The 24951-nt window shown below is 63.2% G+C and carries 20 protein-coding genes; 14 read left to right on the forward strand and 6 right to left on the reverse strand.

What is annotated here, in order from left to right; genetic code table 11:
• Positions 1–467 precede the first annotated feature (467 nt).
• The 3 genes from K7W42_RS14345 to K7W42_RS14355 form a co-directional block, all read right to left on the reverse strand.
• Positions 468–1823 carry a S41 family peptidase gene (locus tag K7W42_RS14345; protein ID WP_157460269.1) on the reverse strand — a complete coding sequence of 452 codons (1356 nt, stop codon included), beginning with the start codon at positions 1821–1823 and terminating at the stop codon, positions 468–470.
• Between the two features lie 98 nt (positions 1824–1921).
• Positions 1922–3007, reverse strand: coding sequence for a M20/M25/M40 family metallo-hydrolase (locus K7W42_RS14350; protein WP_224575568.1), 1086 nt, complete (start codon positions 3005–3007; stop codon positions 1922–1924).
• A 111-nt stretch (positions 3008–3118) separates the two neighbouring features.
• Positions 3119–3544: an EF-hand domain-containing protein gene (locus K7W42_RS14355; protein ID WP_224575569.1), complete on the reverse strand. Its 426-nt coding sequence runs from the start codon at positions 3542–3544 to the stop codon at positions 3119–3121.
• Positions 3545–3818: 274 nt separating this feature from the next.
• Here K7W42_RS14355 and K7W42_RS14360 point away from each other — a divergent pair, with 274 nt between their 5' ends.
• Positions 3819–5228 carry a CbiX/SirB N-terminal domain-containing protein gene (locus K7W42_RS14360; protein WP_224575571.1) on the forward strand — a complete coding sequence of 470 codons (1410 nt, stop codon included), beginning with the start codon at positions 3819–3821 and terminating at the stop codon, positions 5226–5228.
• 15 nt (positions 5229–5243) lie between these two features.
• On the opposite strand, the gene K7W42_RS14365 is transcribed toward K7W42_RS14360, so the two are convergent.
• Entirely contained in the window at positions 5244–5726 is a 483-nt protein-coding gene (locus tag K7W42_RS14365; RefSeq protein WP_224575573.1) for a hypothetical protein, read from the reverse strand.
• A gap of 336 nt (positions 5727–6062) precedes the next feature.
• Here K7W42_RS14365 and purC point away from each other — a divergent pair, with 336 nt between their 5' ends.
• From purC to K7W42_RS14410, 9 genes are all read left to right on the forward strand, one after another.
• Entirely contained in the window at positions 6063–6785 is a 723-nt protein-coding gene (gene purC, locus K7W42_RS14370; RefSeq protein ID WP_224575575.1) for a phosphoribosylaminoimidazolesuccinocarboxamide synthase, read from the forward strand.
• Between the two features lie 3 nt (positions 6786–6788).
• Positions 6789–7505 (forward strand): class I SAM-dependent methyltransferase, encoded by a 717-nt coding sequence (locus tag K7W42_RS14375; protein ID WP_224575577.1) that lies wholly within the window; start codon positions 6789–6791, stop codon positions 7503–7505.
• A gap of 23 nt (positions 7506–7528) precedes the next feature.
• A complete protein-coding gene (gene purS, locus K7W42_RS14380) occupies positions 7529–7780 on the forward strand; it encodes a phosphoribosylformylglycinamidine synthase subunit PurS (RefSeq protein WP_224575579.1) in 252 nt (83 codons plus the stop codon).
• Positions 7777–8448, forward strand: coding sequence for a phosphoribosylformylglycinamidine synthase subunit PurQ (gene purQ, locus K7W42_RS14385; RefSeq protein ID WP_224575581.1), 672 nt, complete (start codon positions 7777–7779; stop codon positions 8446–8448). Before purS ends, purQ begins: the two co-directional genes overlap by 4 nt.
• 3 nt (positions 8449–8451) lie before the next feature.
• Positions 8452–8811, forward strand: coding sequence for a hypothetical protein (locus K7W42_RS14390; protein WP_224575583.1), 360 nt, complete (start codon positions 8452–8454; stop codon positions 8809–8811).
• Positions 8808–9311 carry a DinB family protein gene (locus K7W42_RS14395; RefSeq protein ID WP_224575585.1) on the forward strand — a complete coding sequence of 168 codons (504 nt, stop codon included), beginning with the start codon at positions 8808–8810 and terminating at the stop codon, positions 9309–9311. Before K7W42_RS14390 ends, K7W42_RS14395 begins: the two co-directional genes overlap by 4 nt.
• A complete protein-coding gene (gene purL / locus K7W42_RS14400) occupies positions 9308–11539 on the forward strand; it encodes a phosphoribosylformylglycinamidine synthase subunit PurL (RefSeq protein WP_224575587.1) in 2232 nt (743 codons plus the stop codon). Before K7W42_RS14395 ends, purL begins: the two co-directional genes overlap by 4 nt.
• The gene (gene purF, locus K7W42_RS14405; protein WP_224575589.1) at positions 11536–12954 is read left to right on the forward strand and encodes an amidophosphoribosyltransferase; all 1419 of its coding nucleotides are present in this window, start codon (positions 11536–11538) and stop codon (positions 12952–12954) included. The genes purL and purF overlap by 4 nt, the downstream gene beginning before the upstream one ends.
• 259 nt (positions 12955–13213) lie before the next feature.
• Complete coding sequence (locus K7W42_RS14410; protein ID WP_224575590.1) at positions 13214–14923, forward strand: reverse transcriptase domain-containing protein; 1710 nt, start codon at positions 13214–13216, stop codon at positions 14921–14923.
• Between the two features lie 54 nt (positions 14924–14977).
• On the opposite strand, the gene dnaE is transcribed toward K7W42_RS14410, so the two are convergent.
• The gene (gene dnaE, locus K7W42_RS14415) at positions 14978–20314 is read right to left on the reverse strand and encodes a DNA polymerase III subunit alpha (RefSeq protein WP_224575591.1); all 5337 of its coding nucleotides are present in this window, start codon (positions 20312–20314) and stop codon (positions 14978–14980) included.
• A gap of 245 nt (positions 20315–20559) precedes the next feature.
• On the reverse strand, positions 20560–20694 hold the full coding sequence (locus tag K7W42_RS23015; RefSeq protein ID WP_255639390.1) for a hypothetical protein: 135 nt from the start codon (positions 20692–20694) through the stop codon (positions 20560–20562).
• Between the two features lie 100 nt (positions 20695–20794).
• On the opposite strand from K7W42_RS23015, the gene K7W42_RS14420 reads away from it, so the two are divergent.
• The 4 genes from K7W42_RS14420 (at position 20795) to K7W42_RS14435 (ending at position 24918) form a co-directional block, all read left to right on the forward strand.
• Positions 20795–21364 (forward strand): PAS domain S-box protein, encoded by a 570-nt coding sequence (locus tag K7W42_RS14420; protein WP_224575592.1) that lies wholly within the window; start codon positions 20795–20797, stop codon positions 21362–21364.
• 174 nt (positions 21365–21538) lie between these two features.
• Positions 21539–23431, forward strand: a complete 1893-nt coding sequence (gene dnaK, locus K7W42_RS14425) for a molecular chaperone DnaK (protein WP_224575593.1) — start codon at positions 21539–21541, stop codon at positions 23429–23431.
• Between the two features lie 91 nt (positions 23432–23522).
• Complete coding sequence (locus tag K7W42_RS14430) at positions 23523–24170, forward strand: nucleotide exchange factor GrpE (RefSeq protein WP_439648866.1); 648 nt, start codon at positions 23523–23525, stop codon at positions 24168–24170.
• Positions 24171–24183: 13 nt separating this feature from the next.
• A complete protein-coding gene (locus K7W42_RS14435) occupies positions 24184–24918 on the forward strand; it encodes a VF530 family DNA-binding protein (protein WP_224575594.1) in 735 nt (244 codons plus the stop codon).
• The last annotated feature ends 33 nt before the right edge of the window (positions 24919–24951 follow it).

Below are 24951 nucleotides of genomic sequence, written 5' to 3' on the forward strand. Positions count from 1 at the left end.
GGTAGATAGAGAGAGCTGCGACGTGGTCAAAGCCAGTGGACCGGGTACGGGCTCCAATTGAGTCGGGCAGACCACCCGATAAACTCTGAGCGAACTGGGAAAGCGGCGCAGCCGGCAAGAGCCAGAAGGAGAAGTTCCGGAGCCCGCGAGATGGAGTCGCAGCTGCTGCCCTCTCGGCTGGGCCGTGCTCAAGGGGACTCTGTACGAGAAGCGGCGCAGTGACACAGAAAGCCGCAACGTGCTGATGAGCAGGCTACAGCTCCCGTCTGCGACAAACCGGAACAGAACCCATGTCTAAACTTGACGCCCGGATATCATTTTTCTCCCTGTTGCTTCCCCCAGATTCAACCGTTGTTACAAATCATTGAAGAGGAGTCTGGAGAGCTGGCAAGTGGGCCAGACGGCCAATCCCCTCAAAGCAGGCGGCCAGACCCCACCGGGCCTGGCCGCTTGCTCCTGCTCAGGGCTTACGGCTGCGACCGGAAAGGGTCCAGGCTCAGGGCCGGCGCACTTTGCAGCGCCTGCACGCCTGCTTGCAGCAAGGTATCCACGCCCTGCGTGAGCTGGCGAATCTCGGGCTCACCCTCGGCGCGGGCCTGGTCGGGCTGCACCCGCTGCGGGTAGGGCGTGCCGTCAGGCTTGGCGTAATTCAGGATGGTCAGTTGCACGGCGCCCTCGCCTACGGGCCAGACGCGGGTGGCGGTGTTGCCCACACCCGCAGTTTCCTCACCGATGATGGGGCCGCGCCCGGCGTACTGAATCTCGAAGGCAAAGAACTCGCTGCACGAGGCGCTGCCCTCGTCCACCAGCACCGCTACCGGGCCGCTCCAGAGGTTGGGGTTACGCACGCTGCCGCGCACCATCCCGTCTTCAATGCGGGTGCCCCGGCTGACCACGGTGCGGTCGTTGCCGTCTGGGCTGCGCGCCACGCGGGTCAGGCTGGGCACAAAGGCACTGACCGCACTGTCGCACTCGGCCAGGCTGCCGCCGCCGTTGCCGCGCAGGTCCACAATCAGGCCCGTCGCGCCCCTCGCCTGCGCCTGCCCGACCAGGTCATGCACACCCTGGGCAATGCCGCCGCCCGACAGGAACGTGGGAATGCGCAGCACCGCCACCTCGCCGGCCCCGGCGCCAGGCACGAACGAGAGGCGCGGCAGGTCACGGGTGCTGCTCTCGCGCGCGGTGAGGGTCAGGGTCAGCGTCTCGGCGCGGCGCGTCACCCCCAGCACGATGGTCCGGCCTTCCTCGCGGGCGCGGCGCAGGTCCTCATAGACATACGGCTGGCCACCGATGGTTTGCAGCACGTCGCCGCGTTGCAGGCCCGCTTCTGCGGCGGCGCTGCCGGGCACCACTTCGGTCACCACACGGTTCTGGCCGTCTAAGCGGGCCAGTTTGACGCCAAACTGCAGGCGGTTGCCGCCAGTGGCACTGGCCACGAACTCGCGGTAATCCTCTGGGGTATTGAAGAAACTGTGGTCGTCCCCCAGGGCCGTCAGTTCGGCACTCAGCACGGGGTAGGCCTTGGCTTCTTCGCAGGTGTCGGGTGCAGGCGCACACACGGCGCTCAGGCGCAGCTGATACTCCTCGGTCAGGGCGGCGCGGTCCACGGTGGACAGGCCGCCGTACTGGTTCTGAATCAGCAGATTGACCTTGTTAAAGATGTCCTGCGCGGGCGAGACCACACCCTGCGCGGCGGCCCCAGGGGCCAGCGACGCGCCCAGCAGCAGGGCGGTCAGGCCGCCCAGACGCGCGGCGCGCAGAAACGGCAAAGAGGGCCGGGCGAAGACACGCGGTGCGGGACGGCGGGGGACAGGGCTGGTCATGGATGACCCTTATTCTGCCCGCAGCAGATGGGAATTTGGTGGGCCAGGATTGCGACGGCCGTTACAAGAAGCGCCCGCCCACACGACCTTTTTCTGGGCTACGCCACAGGTGACCGCTGATACAGTTCGACCAGGCGGCGCAGGAAACGCAGACCCGGCCCCAGGCTGCTGAGCTGCACCCATTCGTCGGTGCGGTGGGCGTTGCCACCCCGGTACACCCCCACGGCGGCGGCCGGCAGGCCATGCGGCACGGCGGCGTTGGCGTCGGTGCTGCTGGACGCCACACGAATGTCGGTCCGCACCTCGCGCGCGGCCTCGCGGACCAGAGGCAGGAGTTCGCCGCTGTCCAGGTCGCCGCCGGGGCGATCCCCCACCCGCTCCAGCTGCACCCGCACCCCAGCTTCCCGCGCCGCCGCATGCAGGGCCGCCACCGCCCGCGTATCCAGGTCCGAGAGCAGGCCCGCGTCCAGCGAGCGCAGGTCCAGCAGCAGTTCGGCCTGCCCGGCAATCGAGTTGACACTGGTGCCTCCGCCCGCCACCCCCACATTCAGGGTGGTACGCGGGCTGGTGGGCAGATGCAGCCCGTACAGGGCGCTGATGGCCCGGCCCAGAGCGTGCAGGGCGCTGGGCGCCTGGTCCCCCCACGAGTGGCCGCCTGGCCCCACAAAGGTCGCCCGGTAACGCCGCACCCCCACCGCCCGCGTGACCGCGATACCCAGGTAACCGTCCACCGCCACAAAGGCACCCAGGGCTGCGCGGTGCTGCGAGAGCAGGTGCTTGGCGCCTCGCAGGTCTCCCAGGCCTTCCTCGCCCACGTTGGCGGCAATCCAGAGCGGGCGGCGCAGGGTCACCGCCGCGCCGCGCAGATCGCGCAGCAGGGCTGTCACCACCGCGAGGCTGGCGCTGTTGTCCCCCACGCCGGGGCCGATCAGACGCCCACCTTCCTCGCGCACCGTCACGTCGGTGCCGGCCTCAAAGACCGTATCCAGGTGCGCGGCCAGCAGCAGGGCGGGGCGGCCCTCGGTGCCGGGCGGGGTGATGCGGGTCAGCACATTGCCGGCGTCGTCGCGCTCGGTGACGTAGCCCAGCTCGGTCCACAGCGCCGCGACCAGCGCGGCCCGCACCCCTTCCTCAAAGGTGGGGGCGGGGGTCTGGGCAATGCGGGCGAGGTACGACAGGGGCATTGCGGGCCATTGTAGTCGGGGAGGTGGGCCGTGGGTCATGGAGTGGAGGAAAAGAGACATGGGAGCGGGGCGCGGCTTCTGCACCGCGCCCCGCCTCTCCCCTCTTTTCTCTTACCGCCTGAGCATGCGGCTGCCGATCATGCCGGCCAGCCCCACCAGCCCGGCCTTCACCAGCGGGCTGCTGAGCATCCCACCCGGCGCAAAGGCCGCTTCCAGGGGACTCTTGCCGTCCTGGGCGGGGGCCTGGGCGGTGCGGGTGTAGGCGTCAATCAGGTCGTCGTCATCGTCATGACGGACGGTCTGCACCGGATTGCTGGGGCTGCGCACGATGGCGTCACCCATTTCACGGCGCTGATCTGCGCTCATGCCGCCGACGTAGTCGCGCATGATCTGCTGGCGCTCCTCGGGCGAGGCATTGTCCAGGTAATCGCGGATATAGGCCGCCGCTTCCTGCGGGCTGACCTGCCCGTCGCCGTTGGTGTCACGCGGGTCAAGGCGGGCCATCTGTTCGTGGCGATCTTTTTGCTGGAAGAACATGGAAACCTCCGTGGGAAAGCGGGCCGGGCGGCGCGCAGAGCCTCAGACCCATCTGTCTGGGCGGCGCCCACCGTGTTTGAACGGCCCCACCCTACGCAGCCCGGCGTGACCGCGCGTGAGGGGCGCCTTCAGTGGAGTTGAGAGAAGCAGTTGTGGGGTGGGTGGAACAGCCCAGCGCGTTCTGCCTTCCTGTTTTCACTTTCCATATCCCACACCCCACTTCCCGCCTTTTGGGACAATCCCACGCCCCCGGCGGCGCTACAGTCGGCCCTGTATGCGCTCACTGGTGCTGATTGGTCACGGCTCTCACCTGAACGGAGAATCGGCGGGCGCGGTGTACCGCTACGCGGAGTTGCTGCGCGGGCGCGGCCTGTTCGATGAAGTCATTGAGGGCTACTGGAAGGAAGAACCCTCGCTGCGGCAGGTGCTGAAAACCACGGCCAGCACGGACATCACGGTGATCCCCATGTTTATCTCTGAGGGGTACTTTACCGAGACCGTGATTCCGCGCGAGATGGGCCTGGGCCACCAGGGGCCGGTGCCTGAAGGAGGCGTGGCGCGCGTGATCGGCGGGCGCACCGTGCGCTACACGCTGCCTTACGGCGTTCACCCGGCCATGACCGACGTGATTCTGGCCCGCGCCCACGAGGCCCTGCCCGACGCCAGCCCGCAGGACACCGCCCTGATTGTGCTGGGCCACGGCACCACCCGCAATGAGAACAGCAGCCGCGTGATCTACCAGAACGCCGACCGCCTGAGAGCCAGCGGCCACTTTGCCGAGGTACACGCCCTGTTTCTGGACGAGGACCCGAAGGTGGGCACCTGGCCGGGCGTGGTGAAGGCCCCGCGCGTCGTGGTCGTGCCCTTTTTCGCCTCGGAAGGCTGGCATACCCTGGAAACCATTCCCGAGGATATGGGCCTGACCGGCACCGTCACGGCCTTTCCCGACCACCCGCACGGCCCGCAGCAGGTGTTTTACGCCAAGCCGGTGGGCACCCACGCGGCGGTGGCCGACGTGGTGCTGCACCTGGCCGAAGAGGCGCGCGGCGCAGGCGGCCAGGGCGACCACGAACGCGGGCACGAGGCGGCGTGGCAGACCTTTCTGGAGCGGGCGCGGGCGGGCCTGCGTGTAGGGGAGGTGCTGCTGACCCCCGAACTGGGCGTCTTCGAGCTGCGGCACATGCTCGACGAGGGGCTGCCTGGCGGCGAGCTGGTGACCCTGGTGACGCCCGAGGGGGTGCGTGACCGGACGCGCGTGACGGACGGCGGCGACCACCGCCCGGTGCATACCCTGCGCACCCTGCCGCGCGGCTGGCGCGCCGTGCTGAACGAAGCCGACCTGCGCCGCGCCGTGCATTACCTGTATCCGGCCGTCGTGGAAGAGACGTACGCCCATTCCTGCCACGCGCTGCGGCATACGCCCTGGGCCACCACCGCGCGGCGCCAGACCGGCATTTACGCCAAGGTGCAAAAGGCCACGCCTGCCCAGGTCGAACATGTGGCGCAGGAGGTCTGTAGCGGCTGCCTGCGCACCCGCCTGTGGGCCGGCGAGCGCCTGACCTTCACCTTCCTGGACGGGGTGCCGGGCGGCCTGCCCTGCGCCGAGGCCTGCACCTTTCTGGTGGCCGAGGTGCGTGAAGAAGTCAGCGGCAAGCGCGGCGCCGGGCACGGGCACGGGCACTAGGCGCCCTTTCTGAAACTAGGGCTTGTCGGCCAAGGTGTCATCAAGACCTCCCGCCATGCGCTGTGGCATCGTGGAACAGCTCCACCGGGTGACGTCGAAATCTGACCAGGCATGGTCATTGCTGGAGAAGAAAGTGATCTGAAGGCCGCTTTCGAAATTGAGCGTGAGGGAGGGAAGCGCGTTTCTCACCCCGTATGACCACCCGTGAAGGATCTCGCCCCAGAGATCCAGTTCGCGGGTTAGATCACGCAGGGGCCAGAACATCCCGTCCTCAGGAACTGCGAACGCTTCAGGTGCCTTCTCCCAGCGTTGGACGTACAGCATGAGGCCATCGGCGAACATCCGCCACCACTGTCCCTCGACCAGCACGAAGACCTGATGTGGCGAGTAGACCTCATCGTGCCTCCTGTACTCCTGCCCTACGAGCTGTTCAAGGACTTTCCCGGCGAACTCAGGCCCTTCGCCTTGGAATATCAGATCGTAGTCATGGGTGCGCATACCTCAGTTTGACCCGTGAACTTGGCCGACACGCACTAGACCGCGTCACTGGACCCTGTCACCAGGCCCCAAACGCCCTTTTCGTCCCAGTCCTCTGAACACCCTGGCCGCCCCGCGCAGCCGGGGTGTTACGCTGGGGTACGGCAGACCTTCCGGGGCCACTGCACACCATGTCCACCCGCGTCCCGAGAGACGCCCCGCGCCCGGCGCGGTAAGCCCGTCCGAGAGACGGCGATGGAGACAGCCCATGTTCAGCACCGCGACATCCAGGCGTCGCCCCGACCAAGTTACGGGGGACGCCTGTCCTACTTGGCCCGCCCAGGGCACGGAGACCGCATGACCACCAGAGGCGCACTGAAGTATGAGGGCAAGGCCAAGCGCGTGTACGCCACCGACACTGCCGAGGAGTATGTGGTGGAGTACAAGGATGACGCCACCGCCTTTAACGGCGTGAAAAAGGCCCAGATTGGCGGCAAGGGCGCGGTGAACAACGCCATCACGGCCCACCTCTTTCCGCAGCTGGAAGCGGCTGGGATTCCGACGCACTTTCTGGCGCAGCTCTCTGAGACCGAGCAGCGCGTGCGGGCTGTGACCATCATTCCGGTGGAGGTCATCGTGCGGAACGTGGCGGCCGGGTCGTTCAGCAAACGCCTGGGCATCGAGGAAGGGACGGCCCTGGCGCGTCCCGTGGTGGAGTTCTGCTACAAGAGTGACGCTCTGGGCGACCCCCTCATCAATACGGACACTGCCGTGGCCCTGGGCTGGACCACCCCCGGAGAACTGGACCGCATCCGCGAACTGGCGCTGAAGGTGCAGGCCTTCCTGGTGCCGTATTTCGCGGCGCGCGGCGTAAAGCTGATTGATTTCAAGCTGGAATTCGGCCGGACCGCCGACGGCACCGTCATCCTGGCCGACGAAATCAGCCCGGACACCTGCCGCTTCTGGGACGCCCAGACGGGCGAGAAGCTCGACAAAGACCGCTTCCGCCGCGACCTGGGCGGCGTGGAAGACGCCTACAACGAGATGCTGCGCCGCGTGATGGCGCCCGCCGGCACCTGACCCATGACGCCTGGCCCCTCCCCCCTTGCCCACGCCTGGGCGTTTGACGAACTGCGCACCGCTGGCCCCGAACATCTGGACGCCGGCCAGGTGGCGGCCTACGACGCGCGCGCCCAGTTCGACCCGGCGCCCGACATCGACGTTCTAAAAGCCCTGGGCCTCTCCCGGCAGGACACGGTGCTGGACATGGGGGCGGGCACAGGCACTTTCGCGGTGGCCGCGGCGCCCCTGTGCCGGCAGGTGCTGCTGGTCGAGCCTTCACGCGCCATGCTGGACGCGGCCGCCGAAAAGCTCAGGGCCGCCGCCCTGGACAACGTCAGGCTGATCAAAGGCAGCTTTCTGAGTCTTCAGGTGGCGTCGCCCGTGGAGTTCATCTTCTGCCGCAACGCCCTGCACCATCTGCCGGATTTCTGGAAGGTGCAGGCCCTGCGGCGGCTGCGCGCAGCCCTGAAGCCAGGCGGCGTGCTGCGCCTGAAAGACATCGCCTTTTCCTTTGCTCCTGCCCAGACCGAGGCCAGTCTCTCGCAGTGGCTGGAAGCGGCCGCGCACTATCCGCCCGGCAGCTACACCGCCGACATGCTGGCCACCCACATCCGGGAAGAATTCAGCACCTTTACCTGGCTGCTGGAACCCATGCTGGAACGCAGCGGCTTTTGCATTGAGCAGGCCGAGTACAGTTCGTCCGGCGTCTTTGCCGCCTACATCTGCCGCGCCGCCTGAACGCGCGATTTCTGGAGCCTTTTATGTCCACCTACAAAGCCAAAGTGTTCGTGACCCTCAAGCCCAGCATCCTTGACCCCCAGGGCCGCACCGTAGAGCGCGCCCTGTCGCACCTGGACCACGGCAACGTGGCCGGGGTGCGCGTGGGCAAGTACATCGAATTGACCCTGACCGGCACCCGCGAGGCCGCCGAAGCGCAGCTGAAAGACATCACCGAAAATGTGCTGAGTAACCCCGTCATGGAAGACGCCCGCTGGGAGCTGGAGGAGGCGTGAACACCGCCGTTATCCAGTTCCCAGGGTCCAACTGCGACGGCGACGCCCTGCACGCCGCGCAGCTGCTGCTGGACGAACGCAGCCAGTTTGTCTGGCACACCGAGGCGCAGCTGCCCCAGGGCACCGACCTCGTGTTTTTGCCCGGCGGCTTTTCTTACGGCGACCACCTGCGAAGCGGCGCGATTGCCGCTCGCAGCCCGATTATGGAAGCGGTGAAAGCCCACGCCGAGCGCGGCGGCTTTGTGCTGGGCGTGTGCAACGGCTTTCAGGTGCTGACCGAATCGGGCCTGCTCCCCGGTGCCCTGAGCCGCAACCGCGAGCTGCACTTTATGTGCAGGCCCGTGCATCTGCGCGTGGAAAACACGGGCACGGCGTTTACCCGTGCCTATGCCCAGGGTCAGGTCATCGAAATTCCGATTGCCCACGGCGAGGGCAACTACTACGCAGACCCAGACACCATTGCCCAGCTGGAAGATGAGGGGCGCGTGGTGTTCCGCTACGTGGACAACCCCAACGGGTCGCTGAATGACATTGCCGGCATCGTGAACGCGCGCGGCAACGTGCTGGGCATGATGCCGCACCCCGAACGCGCCGTGGAAGCCCTGCTGGGCAGCGAAGACGGCCGGGGCTTGTTCGAGAGCCTGACGGCCGCGCTGGCTGCGCGATAAAACATGGGCCGCCTGCCGTGGGACACGCTGCTGCTGTGGGGCAGCGCTGCTTTGCTGCTGGCGCTGGTGCTGCTGCCTGTCTTCACGGCCTGGCGTGTTCCGGCCCTGCTGCCCTGGCCCAGAGCGGGACTGGCCGTTGGGGCGGCGCTGCTGGCAGCTGTGGTGCTCACCGTGCTGCTGACCTTCGCCCTCGGCCTGCTCGGCACTGTCGCGCCCACCTGGAACCCCTACCGCAGCGCCGCTTTTGAACCTGTGGACGCTGGCCTCTTTGAACTGTTCCTGAGCGCTTTTTTAGCGCTGGTGCTGACGGCCGGCGGCCTGCTCTGGTGGCTGCGGGCGCTGGCAGAGAGGGGACAGCCGTGACACTTGGCACCTTATTTGAAGCTTGTCGCGCCCTATTTGGCCAACTATTGGACGCCGAATTTACCGCGTTTATGGCCGCTTTGGGTAATTGCCCTGCCCAGCAGTTCAATACAGCGTTGACAGGTCACAGCCCCGCTTGGCATGCCCTACACATCATGGACTGGACACGCGCCACCATTCAGCCGGGCCTGAGTGGCCTCAATCCCAGCCACACCTTGAGTTATCTAGGGTTTGAGCAAGCTTCTTGGGTCCAAGCTGTTTATGGCCCTTCGCTGGCTTCAGAACCGGATACCTCGGCCACCATCTTGAACGCTCTCCACTCCGTTTTCGATGCTGCGCCGAACGCTCTTCACCACGCTCCAGCTGAACGTTTCAGTGATGAGGCCAGCCAGCCAGCCCTGAAAAAACCTCGCGGCGTGGTGGACAGCCTGTCGTATCACCTTCGCCATACCGCCTATCACCGGGGTCAAGTCGCCCTGGTTCTCAAGGAGTTTCCATGACCCAAGCCGCCCCTTCTCTCCGTGACCGCGCCGGCACCTTTGGCCTGACCACCGAAGAATTCGACCTGCTGGTTTCGCGCATTGGCCGCGAGCCGAACGCCCTGGAAGCCGCCATCGTAGGCGCCATGTGGTCCGAGCACTGCGGGTACAAGAACAGCCGCCCGCTGTTCCGCCACTTTCCGACCACGGGGCCGCAGGTTCTCCAGGGGCCCGGCGAGAATGCAGGCGTGGTGGACATTGGCGACGGCTGGGGCGTGGCCTTCAAGATGGAAAGCCACAACCACCCGTCGGCCGTGGAGCCCGTGCAGGGTGCGGCCACCGGCGTGGGCGGCATTCTGCGCGACATCTTCGCTATGGGCGCGCGGCCTTTTGCCGTGCTGGACAGCCTGCGCTTTGGCAACCCCGACAGCCCCCGCACCAGGTTTCTGGTGAATGGCGTGGTGGACGGCATTGCCCACTACGGCAACGCCATTGGCGTGCCCACCGTGGGCGGCGAGGTGACCTTTCACCCCAGCTACCAGGAAAACCCGTTGGTGAACGTGATGGCCCTGGGCCTGATGCGCCACGAAGACCTGGCCAAGGGCACGATGGGCGAGGTCGGCAACACCATTGTCTACGTCGGCAGTAAAACCGGGCGTGACGGCCTGGGCGGCGCCGTATTTGCCTCGGCGGATCTCAGCAACGCCAGTCAGGCCGACCGCCCTGCCGTGCAGGTGGGCGACCCCTTCATGGAAAAGCTGCTGCTGGAAGCCACGCTGGAAGCCATTCAGGCCGGCGTGGTGGCGGGGGTGCAGGACATGGGCGCCGCCGGACTGGTCTCCAGCACCTGCGAGATGGCTTACCGCGCGGAACTGGGCATCACCATGGACCTGGACCTCGTGCCCACCCGCGAAGAAGGCATGGTGCCCATGGAGCTGTGCCTGAGCGAAAGCCAGGAGCGCATGATTCTGGTCCCCGTACCCGGTAAGGAACAGGACTTGCTGGACCTGCTGGCCAAGTGGGAGCTGGACGTGGTGACGATTGGGCAGGTGGAGGCCCACCACAACTACCGCCTGACCTGGCGCGGCGAGGTCGTCTGTGACCTGCCCGTGGCGCTGCTGAACGAGGCCCCCAAGTACACCCGCGAGGGCGTGGAATCCGAGGAGATTAAAGCCAAGCGCGAACGCGACCTGAGCGGTGTGCCGGTGCCGGGCGACCTGGGCGCCGTGCTGGTGGACCTCCTGTCTCACCCGACTATTGCCAGCAAGCGGCCCATCTTTGAACGCTTTGACCATCAGGTCATGACGAATACCGTGGTCATGCCGGGCGCCGCCGACGCCGCCGTCATGCGCGTCAAGGGCAGCGGCATGGGCGTGGCCGCCACCAGCGACTGCAATCCGCGCTTCGTGTACCTGGACCCCTACGCGGGCGCCGCCGCCGCCGTGGCCGAAGCCGCCCGCAACCTGGCCTGCGTGGGCGCCACACCGCTGGCGATTACCGACAACCTCAACTTTGGCAACCCGCACCGCCCCGAGGTCTATTACCAGTTGGAACGCGCTGTACACGGCATTGCCGACGCCTGCCGCGCCCTGAATACCCCCGTGACGGGCGGCAACGTGAGCCTGTACAACCAGTACACCGAGGGCGACGAGCGCGTGGCCATTCACCCCACCCCGACCATCGGCATGGTGGGCGTGCTGCCGGACGTGACCAAGCGCGCCACACTGAACTTGAAGGGTGAAGGTCAGACCCTGTACCTGATTGGCGACCACGCCGACAGCATTGGCGCCAGCCAGTACCTCGAAACCTTGCATGGGCTGGAGGCTGGGCAGGTGCCCACGCTGGACCTGAACCGCGAGCAGGCCGTGATTGATGCCGCCCTGCACCTCATCCGTGCGGGCCTGACCGACACGGCCCACGACTGCGCCGAGGGCGGCCTGGCCGTGGCCCTGGCCGAGATGGCGATTGCCGGCGGCGTGGGTCTGAAGGTGGAGTTGGACGCTCCCGCCCATACCCGCCCGGACGCCGTGCTGTACGGCGAGGCCCACAGCCGCATCCTGGTTGCCACGCGCGATGAAGCTGACGTTGAGGCGGCGCTGGCGGAACGCGGCGTCCCGTTCAGCCGGTTAGGTGTGAGCGGTGGAACAAGCGTCACGATTGCCCTGCCGGCCCACCACATACACTTGAGCGTGAACCTTGACACGCTGCACCAGGCGTTCGATGCGCCGCTGAAAGGGATTCTGGGATGATTTTTGACCCCGTCACCGACAAACCCCAGGACGAATGCGGCGTGTTTGGCCTGTACTCGCCCGAAGCCAACGACCTGGCCTGGCTGACCTACCTGGGGCTGTTCGCCCTGCAGCACCGGGGCCAGGAGGCGGCGGGGATGTGCGTCTCGGACGGCGAGCGCTTTCATGTGGAAAAGGACCTGGGGCTGGTCACCCAGGTGTTCGACGAGCGCCGCCTGGACAGCGTGCGGCTGGCGAACGCCCGCGTGAGCATTGGGCACGTGCGCTACAGCACCACGGGCAGCAACCTGCGCTTTAACGCCCAGCCGCTGACGACCCGCACCAACAAGGGCATTCTGGGACTGGCCCACAACGGCAACTTCGTGAATGCCCGCGAAGTCCGCAACGCGATGCTGATGCAGGGCGCACTGTTTCAGACCACCAACGACAGCGAAGTGATGCTGAACCTGATTGCGCGCGAAGCCGACCTGGATCTGATTGAGGCCACCGCCGCCGCCATGAAGGAACTGAAAGGCGGCTTTGCCTGCGTGCTGATGAGCCGCACGCAACTGCTGGGCTTCCGCGACCCTAATGGCGTGCGGCCCCTGGTGATTGGCCAACGGGACGACGGCGCCTACGCTATTGCCAGCGAACCCTGCGCCCTGTACGCGGTGGGCGCCCGCCTGCTGCGCGACGTGCTGCCCGGCGAACTGGTCTGGGTGGACCGCAGCGGCCTGCATTCCCTGATGGTGCAGCCCCGCCAGCCGACGCCCTGCGCCTTCGAGTGGATTTACTTTGCCCGCAGTGACAGCCAGCTGGACGGCGTGGATAGCCACGAGAGCCGCATTCGCATGGGGCATCAGCTGGCCAAGGAACACCCCGTGGACGCCGATATTGTGGTGCCGGTGCCCGACAGCGGCATTGGCGCGGCTATTGGCTACGCACGCGAAAGCGGGATTCCCTTTGATTACGGCCTATACAAGAACCCGTATGCGGGCCGCACCTTCATTGCCCCCACCCAGGAGGCGCGCGAGCTGAAGGTGAAGATGAAACTCTCGCCCACCAGCGCCGTGCGGGGCAAACGGGTGGTGCTGGTGGACGACTCCATCGTGCGCGGCACGACCAGCCGCCAGATCGTGAACCTGCTGCGGGAAGCGGGCGCGACGGAAGTGCATTTCCGGGTGAGCAGCCCGCCCATCAAGCACCCGTGCTTTTACGGCATTGACACCGCTGCCCGTAAAGAACTGGTGGCGAGCACCCACAGCATCGAGGAAATCCGCGAGTTGATTGGGGCCGACACCCTGACCTTTATCAGTGAGCAGGGCATTCGGGAAGCGGTGAGTGGGCCGGGGTTGTGCCTGGCGTGTTTTAACGGGGAATATCCGGCAGGGACGCCATTGCTGAATGATGTGGATAAGCTGGCTCTGGAAGTTTGAATTTGCATGCTATTTTAAGGGTGCTCGGCTAGCTTGTTTTTCTGCGGCGTATTCGCTGCGGCAAACGGAATACCACTACTTGCGTCTTTCTTATAGGATCGAGATTTATCCACATAGCACGAGCAGCGCCGAATGTCCGCAGGAGGCGTTGTTCGCTGCCGCTGTTGAAAATCTTCCGCGAGAGAGGCGAGGCTGGGCAGGAACGCGAAATATCGAGCCGCCCCCTGACAACGACTAGAGGAAGCTAGCTGAGCAAAATATGCAAACCAAAGATGATTTAGCTAATGCGCTGGGCATCTCAAAATCTAAACTGACGTACTTTGCTTATGCCGTATCAGATAAGAGAAAGTACGTCAGTTTCTACGTAAAAAAGAGGTCTGGCGGGAAGCGGGTAATACATGCACCGAATCGCGGTCTAAAAGCCATACAGAGATCATTAGCGATCCTTCTGAGCGAGATATATCAGCCTTCGAATCCTCATTGCAATCATGGTTTCGGGAGAAATAGGGACATCATAACTAACGCACAGAGCCATATAGGCAGAAGGTACTTATTTAAATGCGATTTGAAAGACTTTTACCCTTCTATTAACGGCGCACGCATTTTTGGCGTATTAACTGCCGCTCCGTTTAATTTTAGCGATGAGGTAGCTCACCTCATTGCAATGCTCTCGACCAAAGACGGTGCTCTTCCTCAAGGTGCGCCAACTTCCCCTGTTCTGTCTAACATAATTATTAGGAAGCTAGATAGGAAAATGATGAATTTTGCTAAGAGTAGCGGAGGTCTATATACGAGATATGCCGACGATATAACTATATCTTACCGCACCATCTCAATGACACGAAGCGCCATAGATTCAGACGGAAATATATCGGATAGACTGAGACACATTATAGAGCATGAGGATTTCACATTAAACGAAAGTAAGACACGACTACTCACTAAAAGGAATAGGCAGATAGTAACCGGAGTGGTCATCAATGAGAAATTGAACGTCAAGAGAGGCTACATAAGAGACCTCAGGAATCTGATATATATACTGGTGCGCTACGGTGAGTCGGATGCAGTCAATGCTTACAACAAACACCACTTATTTGATAAGAGTGCAAAAGATATAAAAAGAGTGATTGAGGGGAGAATAAAGTTTCTGGAAAGAGTTAGGGGAAGAGAGGATGCAGTTGTTTTGAAGCTCATAGGAATGTACCAGCAGCACGACAAAGGCTTCCGCACTGACAAGGCTCCACCATACGACGATAACAAGATCGAAACTTTTAAAGTGAGGCTACTCGCGGAAGGAAAAACCGACTATAAACATCTTCAAATAGCATTTGAATTCTTTGCAGAGAGTAATTTATATCCTTCGCTCGATCTTAATTTGGAGCCTCATCCAGATATAGAGGGAATTAAGCATCTTGAGGCACACGTTAAAGTTTTAGAGAAGGTAACATTGGAGCATCTCCATATTGCTATATATGATTCTGATGATAAGACAATAAACGAAAGATACGCAAACGGGCCAAAGCAGCTTGGGAGCGACCTCTATGGATTTACTTTGCCACGACCAGGACACCTCCCCGCCGATCAGCCATTCTGTATTGAGATGTTATATACACCAAAGGACTTAACAACTCCCGATGAAAATGGTAGAAGAATCTTCTTAATAGATGAATTTGATAGGAATACGAATCACCATAAACAAGACAAAAGGATTACCACTAATAATAAGTCATGGGATAAATTGATTATTGATGACAAGGTTTTTAGATTAGATGAGAATCATAACATCGAGAGTATAAATTTGTCCAAAGCGGCTTTTGCATCATTTATAGAAAAGCGAAAGACTGCAGGCGATCCACCAGATCTACATGCTTTTAAAGCAATCTTCGATATGATAGATAAGATCGCCAGAACTTACTATGGAAAAAACACCTCTGAATTAGGCGAGAAGATTGATATTATCAAAACTTAAGATGAATTGATTATTTACGACTGGCTTTAATAGTTTTAATATTATAGTGAATTTTTAAGCCCGCATCCCCCCACCCTGCCTGTTCATCCATGCTGGCGGCTTCGGTGCAAAGCGGCCCAGAATCGTCTGCTGATCGTAGGCCAGGTACGCCTCGGCCCAGGGGAAGGTCTGGTTCAGCACGCGAATGGCCTCGCTGCTGCCCATGCCGTGGTCCAGCTGATACAGCACAAACTGTTCCGGCGTTTCTAAGCGCAGGTAGGTGGGCATACTCCCCGCGTATTCATCTAGCACGCTCTGAAACTCACCCACCGCGTCGGGCGTGGCGCTCTCCAAGTCAATAGTCACGTACATAACCTTGGGCACATCGGACAGCTGCTCCACACTCACCACTTCCTCGGCAATGGCGCGCAGGCCGCCGTCCTCGGATTCCAGTTCCACGATGATCAGGGCGGGCGTGTCATTCACCAGTTTGTCCTGAATGCGGTCGTAGGCGCGGCTAAAGGCCACCAGTTCGGTCTGCCCACTCTCGTCGGCCAGGATGAAGCGGGCCATCATGCCCCCTGACTTCGTGGGCTTCTTGACCACACTCTCGATCATCCCCGCCAGCACCGCCTTGATGCGCTTGCCGGGGGCCACGCTCTGCGTCTGAAACCAGGTGTCCAGGTCCGACACCCGGCAGCTGGCGGCCTCACGCAGGCCCTCGTGCTGCTCCAGCGGATGCCCAGAGATGTACAGGCCCAGCGCTTCTTTCTCGATAGACAGGCGTTCAAGGTTAGTGAAGGTCGGAATGCCGGCGCGGAGGGCGCGCTCCTGCTTGACCTCGTCCATGCCGAACATCATGGACATACCGCTCTGGGCGCGGGCGTTGACCTCGGCGGTGCCAGCGGCGTCTTCCAGCGCGTCCTCAACACTTTGCAGGAGCTGGTTGCGCTCGCCAAACTGGTCAAAGGCGCCGCTTTTAATCAGGCTTTCCAGGGCTTTGCGATTGCAGACCTTGTTGCCCAGGCGCGAGCAGAAGTCCGCCAGCGACTTATACCGCCCAGCACGCTCGCGCTCCTCCAGAATCTTGAGCACGGCAGCCTCGCCCAGACCCTTAATCGCGTACAGCCCGAACAGAATCTCCTCGCCCTGTACCGCAAAGTCGGCGGCCGAGCGGTTGATGTCCGGCGGCAGCACCTTTACGTCCATCTTGCGGGCGTCACTGACGTATTCCGCAACTTTATCGGAATCACGGCGCTCGACCGTTAAGAGGGCCGCCATGAATTGAACGGGATAGTTTGCTTTGAGCCAGGCGGTTTGATAAGTAATGACACCGTAGGCCGCCGAATGGCTGTTGTGCACCACGAGATCGTTCGCCACAAAGTTATGGGTGCCCGGCACTTCCAGATCGTAAGTCTGGGCCTCACCCGCTGGCTCAATACTGGTAATGGTGTCCCAGTACAGATCATCCGAGCAGGCGTCCAGCAGCGCCGCATCCTTGAAGAACTCGCCCAAGGTCTGAATCGTCGTGCGGCGGAAGCCTTTTTTGTGGGCTTTGGGCGCGCCGTAGAATTCTTTGGTGCAGACACCGGAACGGGTCTCAATCTCGCGCCAGCCCAGGCCGCTGGCCTGCTTGGCGGTCTGTACGCGCGCCTTGATACTGGCCGGCACCGTGTCGATTGTTTCGCGGCCCTGGGGCACGCTGGCGTAATAAGACCGCAGTGCGGCCAGTTGCTTATCGCGGCCCACCAGATGCGGCGAAATCACGTTCAGGAACTGGTCTATGCTGCGCCGCCCTACCAGATGCACGGTGTAGCCGGTGCGGCCTGCGGTGTCTTCTCCACGCGCGTACCCGAAATGCTTCTCGGTCACTTTGGCAACCATCCCCAGGCGCAGCAGGACATGGGCCAGGTCATCGGCCAGCTGCCGGGAGGAGGTGGCGGCGTAAGGCGTGGTATTACCCGCTCCGAACAGGAAGCCGTCGCCCGACCAGTACCGGCCTATCAGTACGGCCAGCGAATCGTTGTTGAGGCGGAAAGCGGCCGCAGGCAAAGCTTTTTCGGTGGCCTTTACCCCTGTCAGCCCCAGCCTTTCCAACCACAGCCGCACGCCAGACTTGCCACCTGCACCGCCGCGCACACCGCTCCCCAAATAAACATCGTGGACGTTCTGGCGCTCGGGACGCATCTTGACGCTGGGCCGGGTGTTCGGAAATTCGTCGGCCAGGGCCACCATATCGGCCACCTGCGCCTCACTCTGCGAATACAGATAGGCGCCGCAGGGGTGGCAGGTGTTGCCCTCGGCCAGCACCCAGCCCAGCAAGGCCGCTTCGTGGTTCGGCCAGGCCTCATTGCCCAGTTCGGGCAGGCGGGCAGGCGCGGCAATGCGGTCGCCCGGCCCCAGGTCTTCCACGTTGCGCCAGCCGTCCAGCGTCAGCAATGGGTGGTTGCCAGTGGCGGTCAGTTCGCGCCCCAGGGCCGTCCTGACTTTGAACACGGGCTTCACACCGTTGTCAAAGAATTGCCCGCTGGATCGCAGCTCCAGGCGGTAAGCCGCGTTGACGCTGGGCAGTTCAACTTGCTGACCTTCGCGGTACAGGTCCTCAATCCGGCGGAGCTCGCCGCCCGCCACCGGCACACGCGTATCGCCCGTCAAACATTTATTGAAGCCGTAATTTGCAAACGCATCGAGCAAATCGAAAAGTTTATTGCCCTCTTCTTTCGGCACACTGTTCTTCTCGGCGCCGTCTACAAAGATTTGCCTCTGCCGCTTCATCTCCTCGGCGTCTTTCTTGCCCATCGCCCGGCGCAGCAGGTCAGCGCCGCCCAGGGAGAAGCCCGCGACCTCCGAAGCGATCTGCATGATCTGCTCCTGGTAAACGGGAATACCGTAGGTTTCGGCCAGAATCTTTTCCAGGTGTTGTGCACTGGCCGGAAAGCCGTCGCGCACGTAGTCCACGTCTTCGATGCCGTGGTGGCGGCGGACATAGGTGGGAATGTTTTCCATCGGGCCGGGGCGGTACAGCGCCGACAGGGCGATGATGTCGGCCAGGCGGCGCGGCTTCAGGCGGCGGGAAGCGTCGGCAATCCCCGCCCCTTCCAGCTGAAACACGCCCTTGGTGTCGCCCCGGCTCATCAGTTCATAGGTCTTGGTGTCGTCGAAGGGAATGTCGTCGAAGGTGCCGTAGGTGGCCTCGAAGTCGGTGCCCGATTCCTTGAGGATGCGCTTGGCTTCATCCAAGAAGGACAGGGTGCGCAGGCCCAGGAAGTCCATCTTGATGAGGCCTATGTCTTCCACGGCCTTCATGTCGTACTGGCACACCATGCCCTCGCCGGAGGTGTCGCGCATGACGGGCACGAGGTCGGTGAGCTGCGTTTTGCCAATCACCACGCCCGCCGCGTGGACCGAGGCGTGGCGGGTCAGGCCTTCGAGTTTCAGCGCGAATTCGTAGGCTTCCAGCAGCTGTGCGTCTTCTGCCAGCAACTGCTGAATGTCTGGCACGGCGTCGCGCGCCTGTTCCAGGCTGTAGCTCTTGCCGAACTTGATCGGAATGAGCTTGCTGACCTTGTCTACCTTGGCGTATTCCAGGCCCATCACGCGCGCCACATCTTTCAGGCATGCCTTACTCGCCATCGTCCCGAAGGTGGCAATCTGCGCCACCTTGTCCTCGCCGTATTTGTCCTGCACATAGGCAATCACTTCGTTGCGCCTGGCGTCGTTGAAGTCAATATCGAAGTCGGGCATCGAGATGCGGTCGGGGTTCAGGAAGCGCTCGAACAGCAGCTCGAATTCGAGGGGATCGAGGTTGGTGATTCGCATGGCATAGGCCACGAGGCTGCCGGCCCCCGACCCACGACCCGGCCCCACAGAGATGTCCTGATCCTTGGCCCAGTTGATGTAATCCGCGACGATCAGGAAGTAGTCGGGGAAGCCCATGTTGTTGATGACGCTCAGCTCGTATTCCGCGCGGCGCAGGATGACCAGAGCGTGCAGGTGATGGGCGCGGGTGGTTTCCTCGTCAGGCTCGGACGGGTCAAGTTCAATGCTGGTGTCGCTGTCTCTCTGGCTGGCCTTGCGGCAATCCTCGTGCGCGTAGGCCGGCAGTTGGCCCGCCTCGGCCTGCGCCTCCATCCCTTCCAGTGACGGGTATTTCGTGTATTTCTCGCCCGCCGACTGGCCGCGCGTCTCCCAGATACTGCCCATGAAGGCCAGCAGGGTGAACAGGGTCTCCAAGTCGCAGGTCTGAGCGTCGCAGCCGTCCACCCGCTTCAGGACTGCTGGAGCATCCTCGCCCAATGCCTCCAGCGACCTCAGCGCGTAGTCACGCAGCAGGTTTTCCGTCGCGTGACCGGGATACCGCTTGACGGTCCCCCGGTAGGTCTGCACGCGCAGTTCCTCTTTCATGGTGCGGCCCTCGGGAATGGGCAGCTCGGGCATCTGGTACACACGCTTTTTGCCCACCGGCAGGTCCACATTGCACAGCTCGGCAATCATGGCGGTGTTGTCAAAGGGCTCCTCGCCCCAGTCGGCTACCGGCAGGGCGCGCTGCATTTCCTCTAGGTCCTTCACATAGAACTCGTCGCAGGGGAACTTGAATCGGTTCTCGTCGGCCAGCGTGGCTTTCGTCTGAATCGCCAGCAGCGTTTCATGAGCCGTGGCATCCGTCTTTTTCACATAGTGGCCGTCGTTGGTGGCCACCATGCCAATGCCCAGTTCCTGCGCCCACGCTCTGAGGATGGGGTTGTTCTTCTTCTGCTCGGGTAACCCGTGGTCCTGAACCTCGATGAAGTAGTTTTCCCCGAACAGCTCGCGGTACCACAGCAGGCGCTTCTTGGCGTCCTCTTCGCGGCCTTGCAGTAGCAGTTGCTGCACCTCGCTGCCCAGACAGCCGGAGAAAGCGATCACGCCTTTGTGGTGCTCCTGCAGCAGCTCGTGGTCAATGCGCGGCTTGTAGTAATAACCCTCGGTGTAGCCCCGGCTGCTTAGGCGGCAGAGGTTCTGGTAGCCCTCAAAGTCACGCGCCAGCAGGGTCAGGTGAAAGATGCCCTTCTCGCCGTCCTGCCCGCGCGTACGGTCGCGGCGGGTGCCCTGCCCCGGCACCACATAAGCCTCGTAGCCAATGATGGGTTTGACCCCCATGCCGGTCGCGTAGTTATAGAAGTGCACCGCGCCGTGCATGTTGCCGTGGTCGGTCATGGCCAGGGCCGGCGTGCAGCCCTCCGGCGTGACTTCCTTGGCCCATTTCAGCAGGTCCTTCAGTTTTGCCGCGCCGTCCAGCAGGCTGTACTGCGTGTGCTGGTGCAGGTGGGCAAAGCGCTTGGGCGCGCTTCCGCCGGGCGCCGTTGTGGGTTTACAGCACGAGCCGTCGGGCAGGTGGATATGGGGGGCAGCGGCGGCGTCGGGCGAGGTCACAGGGTCAGGATAGGGCGGAGGGATAAAGCGCACCGCGACGCGGCTCTCTTGACGACCCTCGCTGGCCCATGTCTGTCCTCCCAACCCACACCCTGATGAACTTGGCGGCCGGGGCGCGCCCCTTCACGTCCACTTCAGCGCGCCTGCTGTTCTACCTTTGGCCTTTCGCGGAACAAAAACCCGCAAGGGATCAGGAGGCCTGTCACCCACAGCGCTCCTCTGAGCCAGGAAAACCACTGTTCCAACTAGGCGGCAATCAAAGAGTCGCCGTTGTCGTTAAATCCGGCTACGAAAGAGAGGGCACCGTAACTCAGCACCACACCGCCAAAAGCCAGTGCCGAGAGCGCACTCAGGAGGCATCCAGCGGGTTTGACCTTCATGCCTATGACCCTAGCCAACCCCAGGTCGCGGAGCCGCCGCATCTGCCCAGCGTCAGGTTTTTGTAAGACCCCTGTAACCCCCGCCCCCGCACGCTAAGGCATGAGACCAGGCCAGCAGGAGCTGCGCTGGGCGTATCTGCTGTTCGCCCTGCTGGCCCTGGACAGTTTTCTGGTGGCGTGGCAGGTGCCGCGCCCCCTGGCCTTCTGGGTGCTGCTTCCTCTACTGGCGGTGCAGCTGATTGCCGCGTGGCTGGCGCCGCGCGTGGTCCGGATGGTGCGGGGCCACCGCCAGCTCCAGGAGTCTTACGCCGAGGAACTAGCGTTCGCCCGCCAACTGATGGAAAGCGTGGAACATGGGCTCACCGTGACCGATGAGGACGGCCGCTTTGTGTATGTCAACCGCGCCTACGCCCGGCTGCTGGGCACTGTGCCGGACAAGGTGCTGGGCCGCACCCCATTTGACTTCACTCTGCCCGAAGACCACGCCCAGCTGCTCGCGGCGCAGGCCGAGCGCCTGGGCGGCCAGAGTTCGTCGTACCGCACGCGGCTGCGCCACCACAGCGGCGCGGCGGTTGAGGTCGTGGTGACCGGGACGCCGCGCTGGCATGGGGGGCGCATCGTGGGCAACGTTGCGGCGGTGGTGCCCCTTCACGAGTTGGATCAGAATTAGTTAACGCTTTCAGGACGGGCTCTGCTTCCGGCAAGCCCCCTCATCTTCACCGCTTCTAAACTTGAGCCGACTACACTCAACTCTATTGACAGTCTTCAACTGTGGGCCTATGATGGATGGCAGTCAGAACTGCTGCCCACACGGCGGCAAATCCCCACCCTTACAGGAGTCAACATGCCCAAAGCCGTTGGAATTGACCTTGGTACCACCAACTCCGTTATCTCTGTCATGGAGGGCGGCCGCCCCGAAGTGATCGTGAATGCCGAAGGCGCCCGCACCACCCCCAGCGTCGTGGCCTACAAGGGCGACGAGCGCTTGGTCGGCCAGATTGCGCGTCGTCAGGCCGCGCTGAACCCCGCTGCCACCCTCTTTGAAGTCAAGCGCTTCATCGGCCGCCGCTGGGACGAAGTCAAAGAAGAAGCTGCGCGCAGCCCCTTCACCGTCAAAGAAGGCCCCGGCGGGTCGGTGCGGATTGAAGTGAACGGTAAGGACCTCGCCCCCGAGCAGGTCAGCGCCGAAGTGCTAAACAAACTGGTGCAGGACGCCAGCGCCAAGCTGGGCGAAAAGATCAAGGACGTGGTCGTCACCGTGCCCGCGTACTTCGACAACTCGCAGCGTGAAGCCACCAAGCAGGCCGGCGAGATTGCGGGCCTCAACGTGCTGCGCGTCATCAACGAGCCCACCGCCGCCGCGCTGGCCTACGGCCTGGAGCGCAAGGGCAACGAGACCGTGCTGGTCTTCGACCTGGGGGGTGGCACCTTTGACGTGACGATCCTCGAACTGGGCGACGGCGTCTTTGAAGTGAAGTCCACCTCCGGCGACACCCACCTGGGCGGCGCGGACTTCGACCAGCGCATCGTGGACTGGCTGGCAGGCGAGTTCCAGAAGGACAACTCCTTCGACCTGCGCAAGGACAAGCAGGCCCTGCAGCGCCTGATCGAAGCGTCCGAGAAGGCCAAGATTGATCTGTCGAGCGCCTCGGAAACGACCATCAGCCTGCCCTTTATCACCTTTGACCCCGAAACCCGCACCCCCATGCACTTGGAGCGCACGCTGAGCCGCGCCAAGTTCGAGGAACTGACCGCTGACCTGCTGCGCCGTGTCCGCAAGCCGGTGGAACAGGCCCTGGCCGACGCCAAGCTGGACGCGAGCAAGATTGACGAAGTGATTCTGGTGGGTGGCTCGACCCGCATTCCGGCTGTCAAGCGCATCGTGCAGGACATCATCGGCAAGACGCCCAACGAGAGCGTCAACCCCGACGAAGCCGTGGCACTCGGTGCTGCGGTGCAGGCCGGCATCATTCAGGGCGACTCGGCGCTGGGCGACATCGTGCTGGTGGACGTCACCCCGCTGACGCTGGGCGTGGAAGTCAAGGGCGGCATGATTGCGCCGATGATTACCCGCAACACCACGGTCCCCGCCAAGAAGACCGAGATCTACACCACCGCCGAGAACAACCAACCGGGCGTGGAGATCGTGGTGCTGCAGGGCGAGCGCCCCATGGCGAACGACAACAAGTCACTGGGCCGCTTCAAGCTTGAGGGCATTCCGCCCATGCGCGCTGGCCAGCCGCAGATTGAAGTCACCTTCGACATTGACGCCAACGGCATCCTGCACGTGACCGCCAAGGAAAAGACCAGCGGCAAGGAAGCCAGCATCCGCATCGAGAACACCACGACGCTGGACAAGGGCGATGTCGAGCGCATGGTCAAGGAAGCCGAGCAGAACGCCGCCGCCGACAAGCAGCGCCGCGAGAAAGTCGAGAAGCGCAACAACCTCGACTCTATGCGCGTGCAGGCGCTGGGCCAGATTGAGGAAAACGAAGGCGCCTCGCAGGAGGCCAAGGACAAACTCAAGGCCGCCGCCGACGAGGCCGAAGAAGCGGTGCGCGCCGACGACGACGCCAAGATTGACTCGGCCCAGAAGCGCCTGGAAGAAGAACTGCGTTCCTTCATGACGGCGGCGCAGGCCGGAGCACAGGGCCAGGACGCGGGCGCCCAGGGTCAACCCCAGGCGAACAAGGCCGACGACGACGTGATTGACGCGGATTTCAAGCCCGCCGAATAAGCGCACGTCCTCCGCACGACCACGACCACCCAGGGGAGAGGACGGCCAGCGCGCCGCCTCTCCCCTCCTGTTCTCCACTACTCTGGAACCAATGTTCCGCAAGCGAGGCCCCAAGATGACCGACGATCAGCGTAAGCCGGACGACACCGAGACCAAGACGATAGACGCCGAAACCGAACTGGACGTGCCCGAGACCGAAACCGACAATCTGGACGAGGATCAGGAGGCCGCCTTTGCTGGGCTGGACGGCCTGGACGAAGGCATGCTGGGTCAGGTGCAGGAAATGATGGCCAAGCTGGGCCGCGCCGATGAGCTGGAGAAGGAGAACGCCGACCTGAAGGGCCGTCTGGCCCGCCTGGCCGCTGACTTCGAGAACTACCGCCGCCGCACCCAGGAAGACGTGCAGGCCGCGCAGGGTCAGGGCGTCAGTAAGGCCGCCGAAGCGCTGATGCCGGTGTATGACGACATGGACCGCGCCGTGACGATGGGGGCTGCCGATCCGGCCAAGCTGGTGCCCGGAATGCAGGCCGTGCAGGGCAAGATTCTCAACGTCTTTTCTGGTCTGGGCCTGGAAGTCACCGGTAAGGAAGGCGAGGCCTTTGACCCCCAGTGGCACGAAGCGCTGCAGGTGGTGGCCGGCGACGAGGACGACGTGATTGTGCAGGTCTACCAACTGGGCTTCCGCATGGGGGACCGCCTGGTGCGGCCAGCCCGCGTGGTTGTGAGTAAAAAGGGTTGAGGGGGACGCGTTGATGGGTGATGGAGCACAGCAGAGGCGTCAGCCATCAACAGCCCGCGACCCGCTGCATGGGGTGACGCTGGAACGGTTGGTCACGCATCTGCACGACGAATACGGCTGGGAGGAACTGGCGCGGCGCATTCCTGTCAAGTGCTTTCAGACCAACCCCAGTATCAGCAGCAGCCTCAAGTTTCTACGCAAGACACCCTGGGCGCGCGAGCAGGTCGAGGGCGAGTATCTGAAACTGGGGCGCCGCGAGGATACCAATCCACTGATTGGGGCGCTGAAGGCCGGGACCCTGGGCGCCCATCAGACGGTCCCCAGTCAGACCAAAGCGCATGAGGCGCTGGGCTGGGCGCTGCGGCACGGGGAGGCAGAGGCCACCCTGGGGACCCTGCTGGGCCTGATTCAGGACGTGACGTTCTGGCAGGGCACCGCCCCCCTCCCGCTGCTGAACCTCGCCATTGACCGGGACGCGCCGCCCAGTTTCATCCGCGAGCTGCTGCGGCGCGGCGCTGACGCCAATGACAGCCGCTACTGGCTGCCGCTGCTGCATACGGTGGACGTGGAAGGTCTGGCGTATCAGTCTGGCCGCCGCGCGCCGCGTACCGATGTGCTGGACCTGTTGCTGACGCACGGGGCCACCCCGACCGCCGCTGACCCCAGAGGTCACACGGCCCTGGACATGGCCCGCACCTACGGCCTGAAGGCCGTCATCCATAAACTGGCCCCCAGCACACCGTCCTGACCCCTGGACCGACTGACGCCAGGACCCCCTGAA

Source organism: Deinococcus betulae, assembly GCF_020166395.1.
Lineage (GTDB): Bacteria > Deinococcota > Deinococci > Deinococcales > Deinococcaceae > Deinococcus > Deinococcus betulae.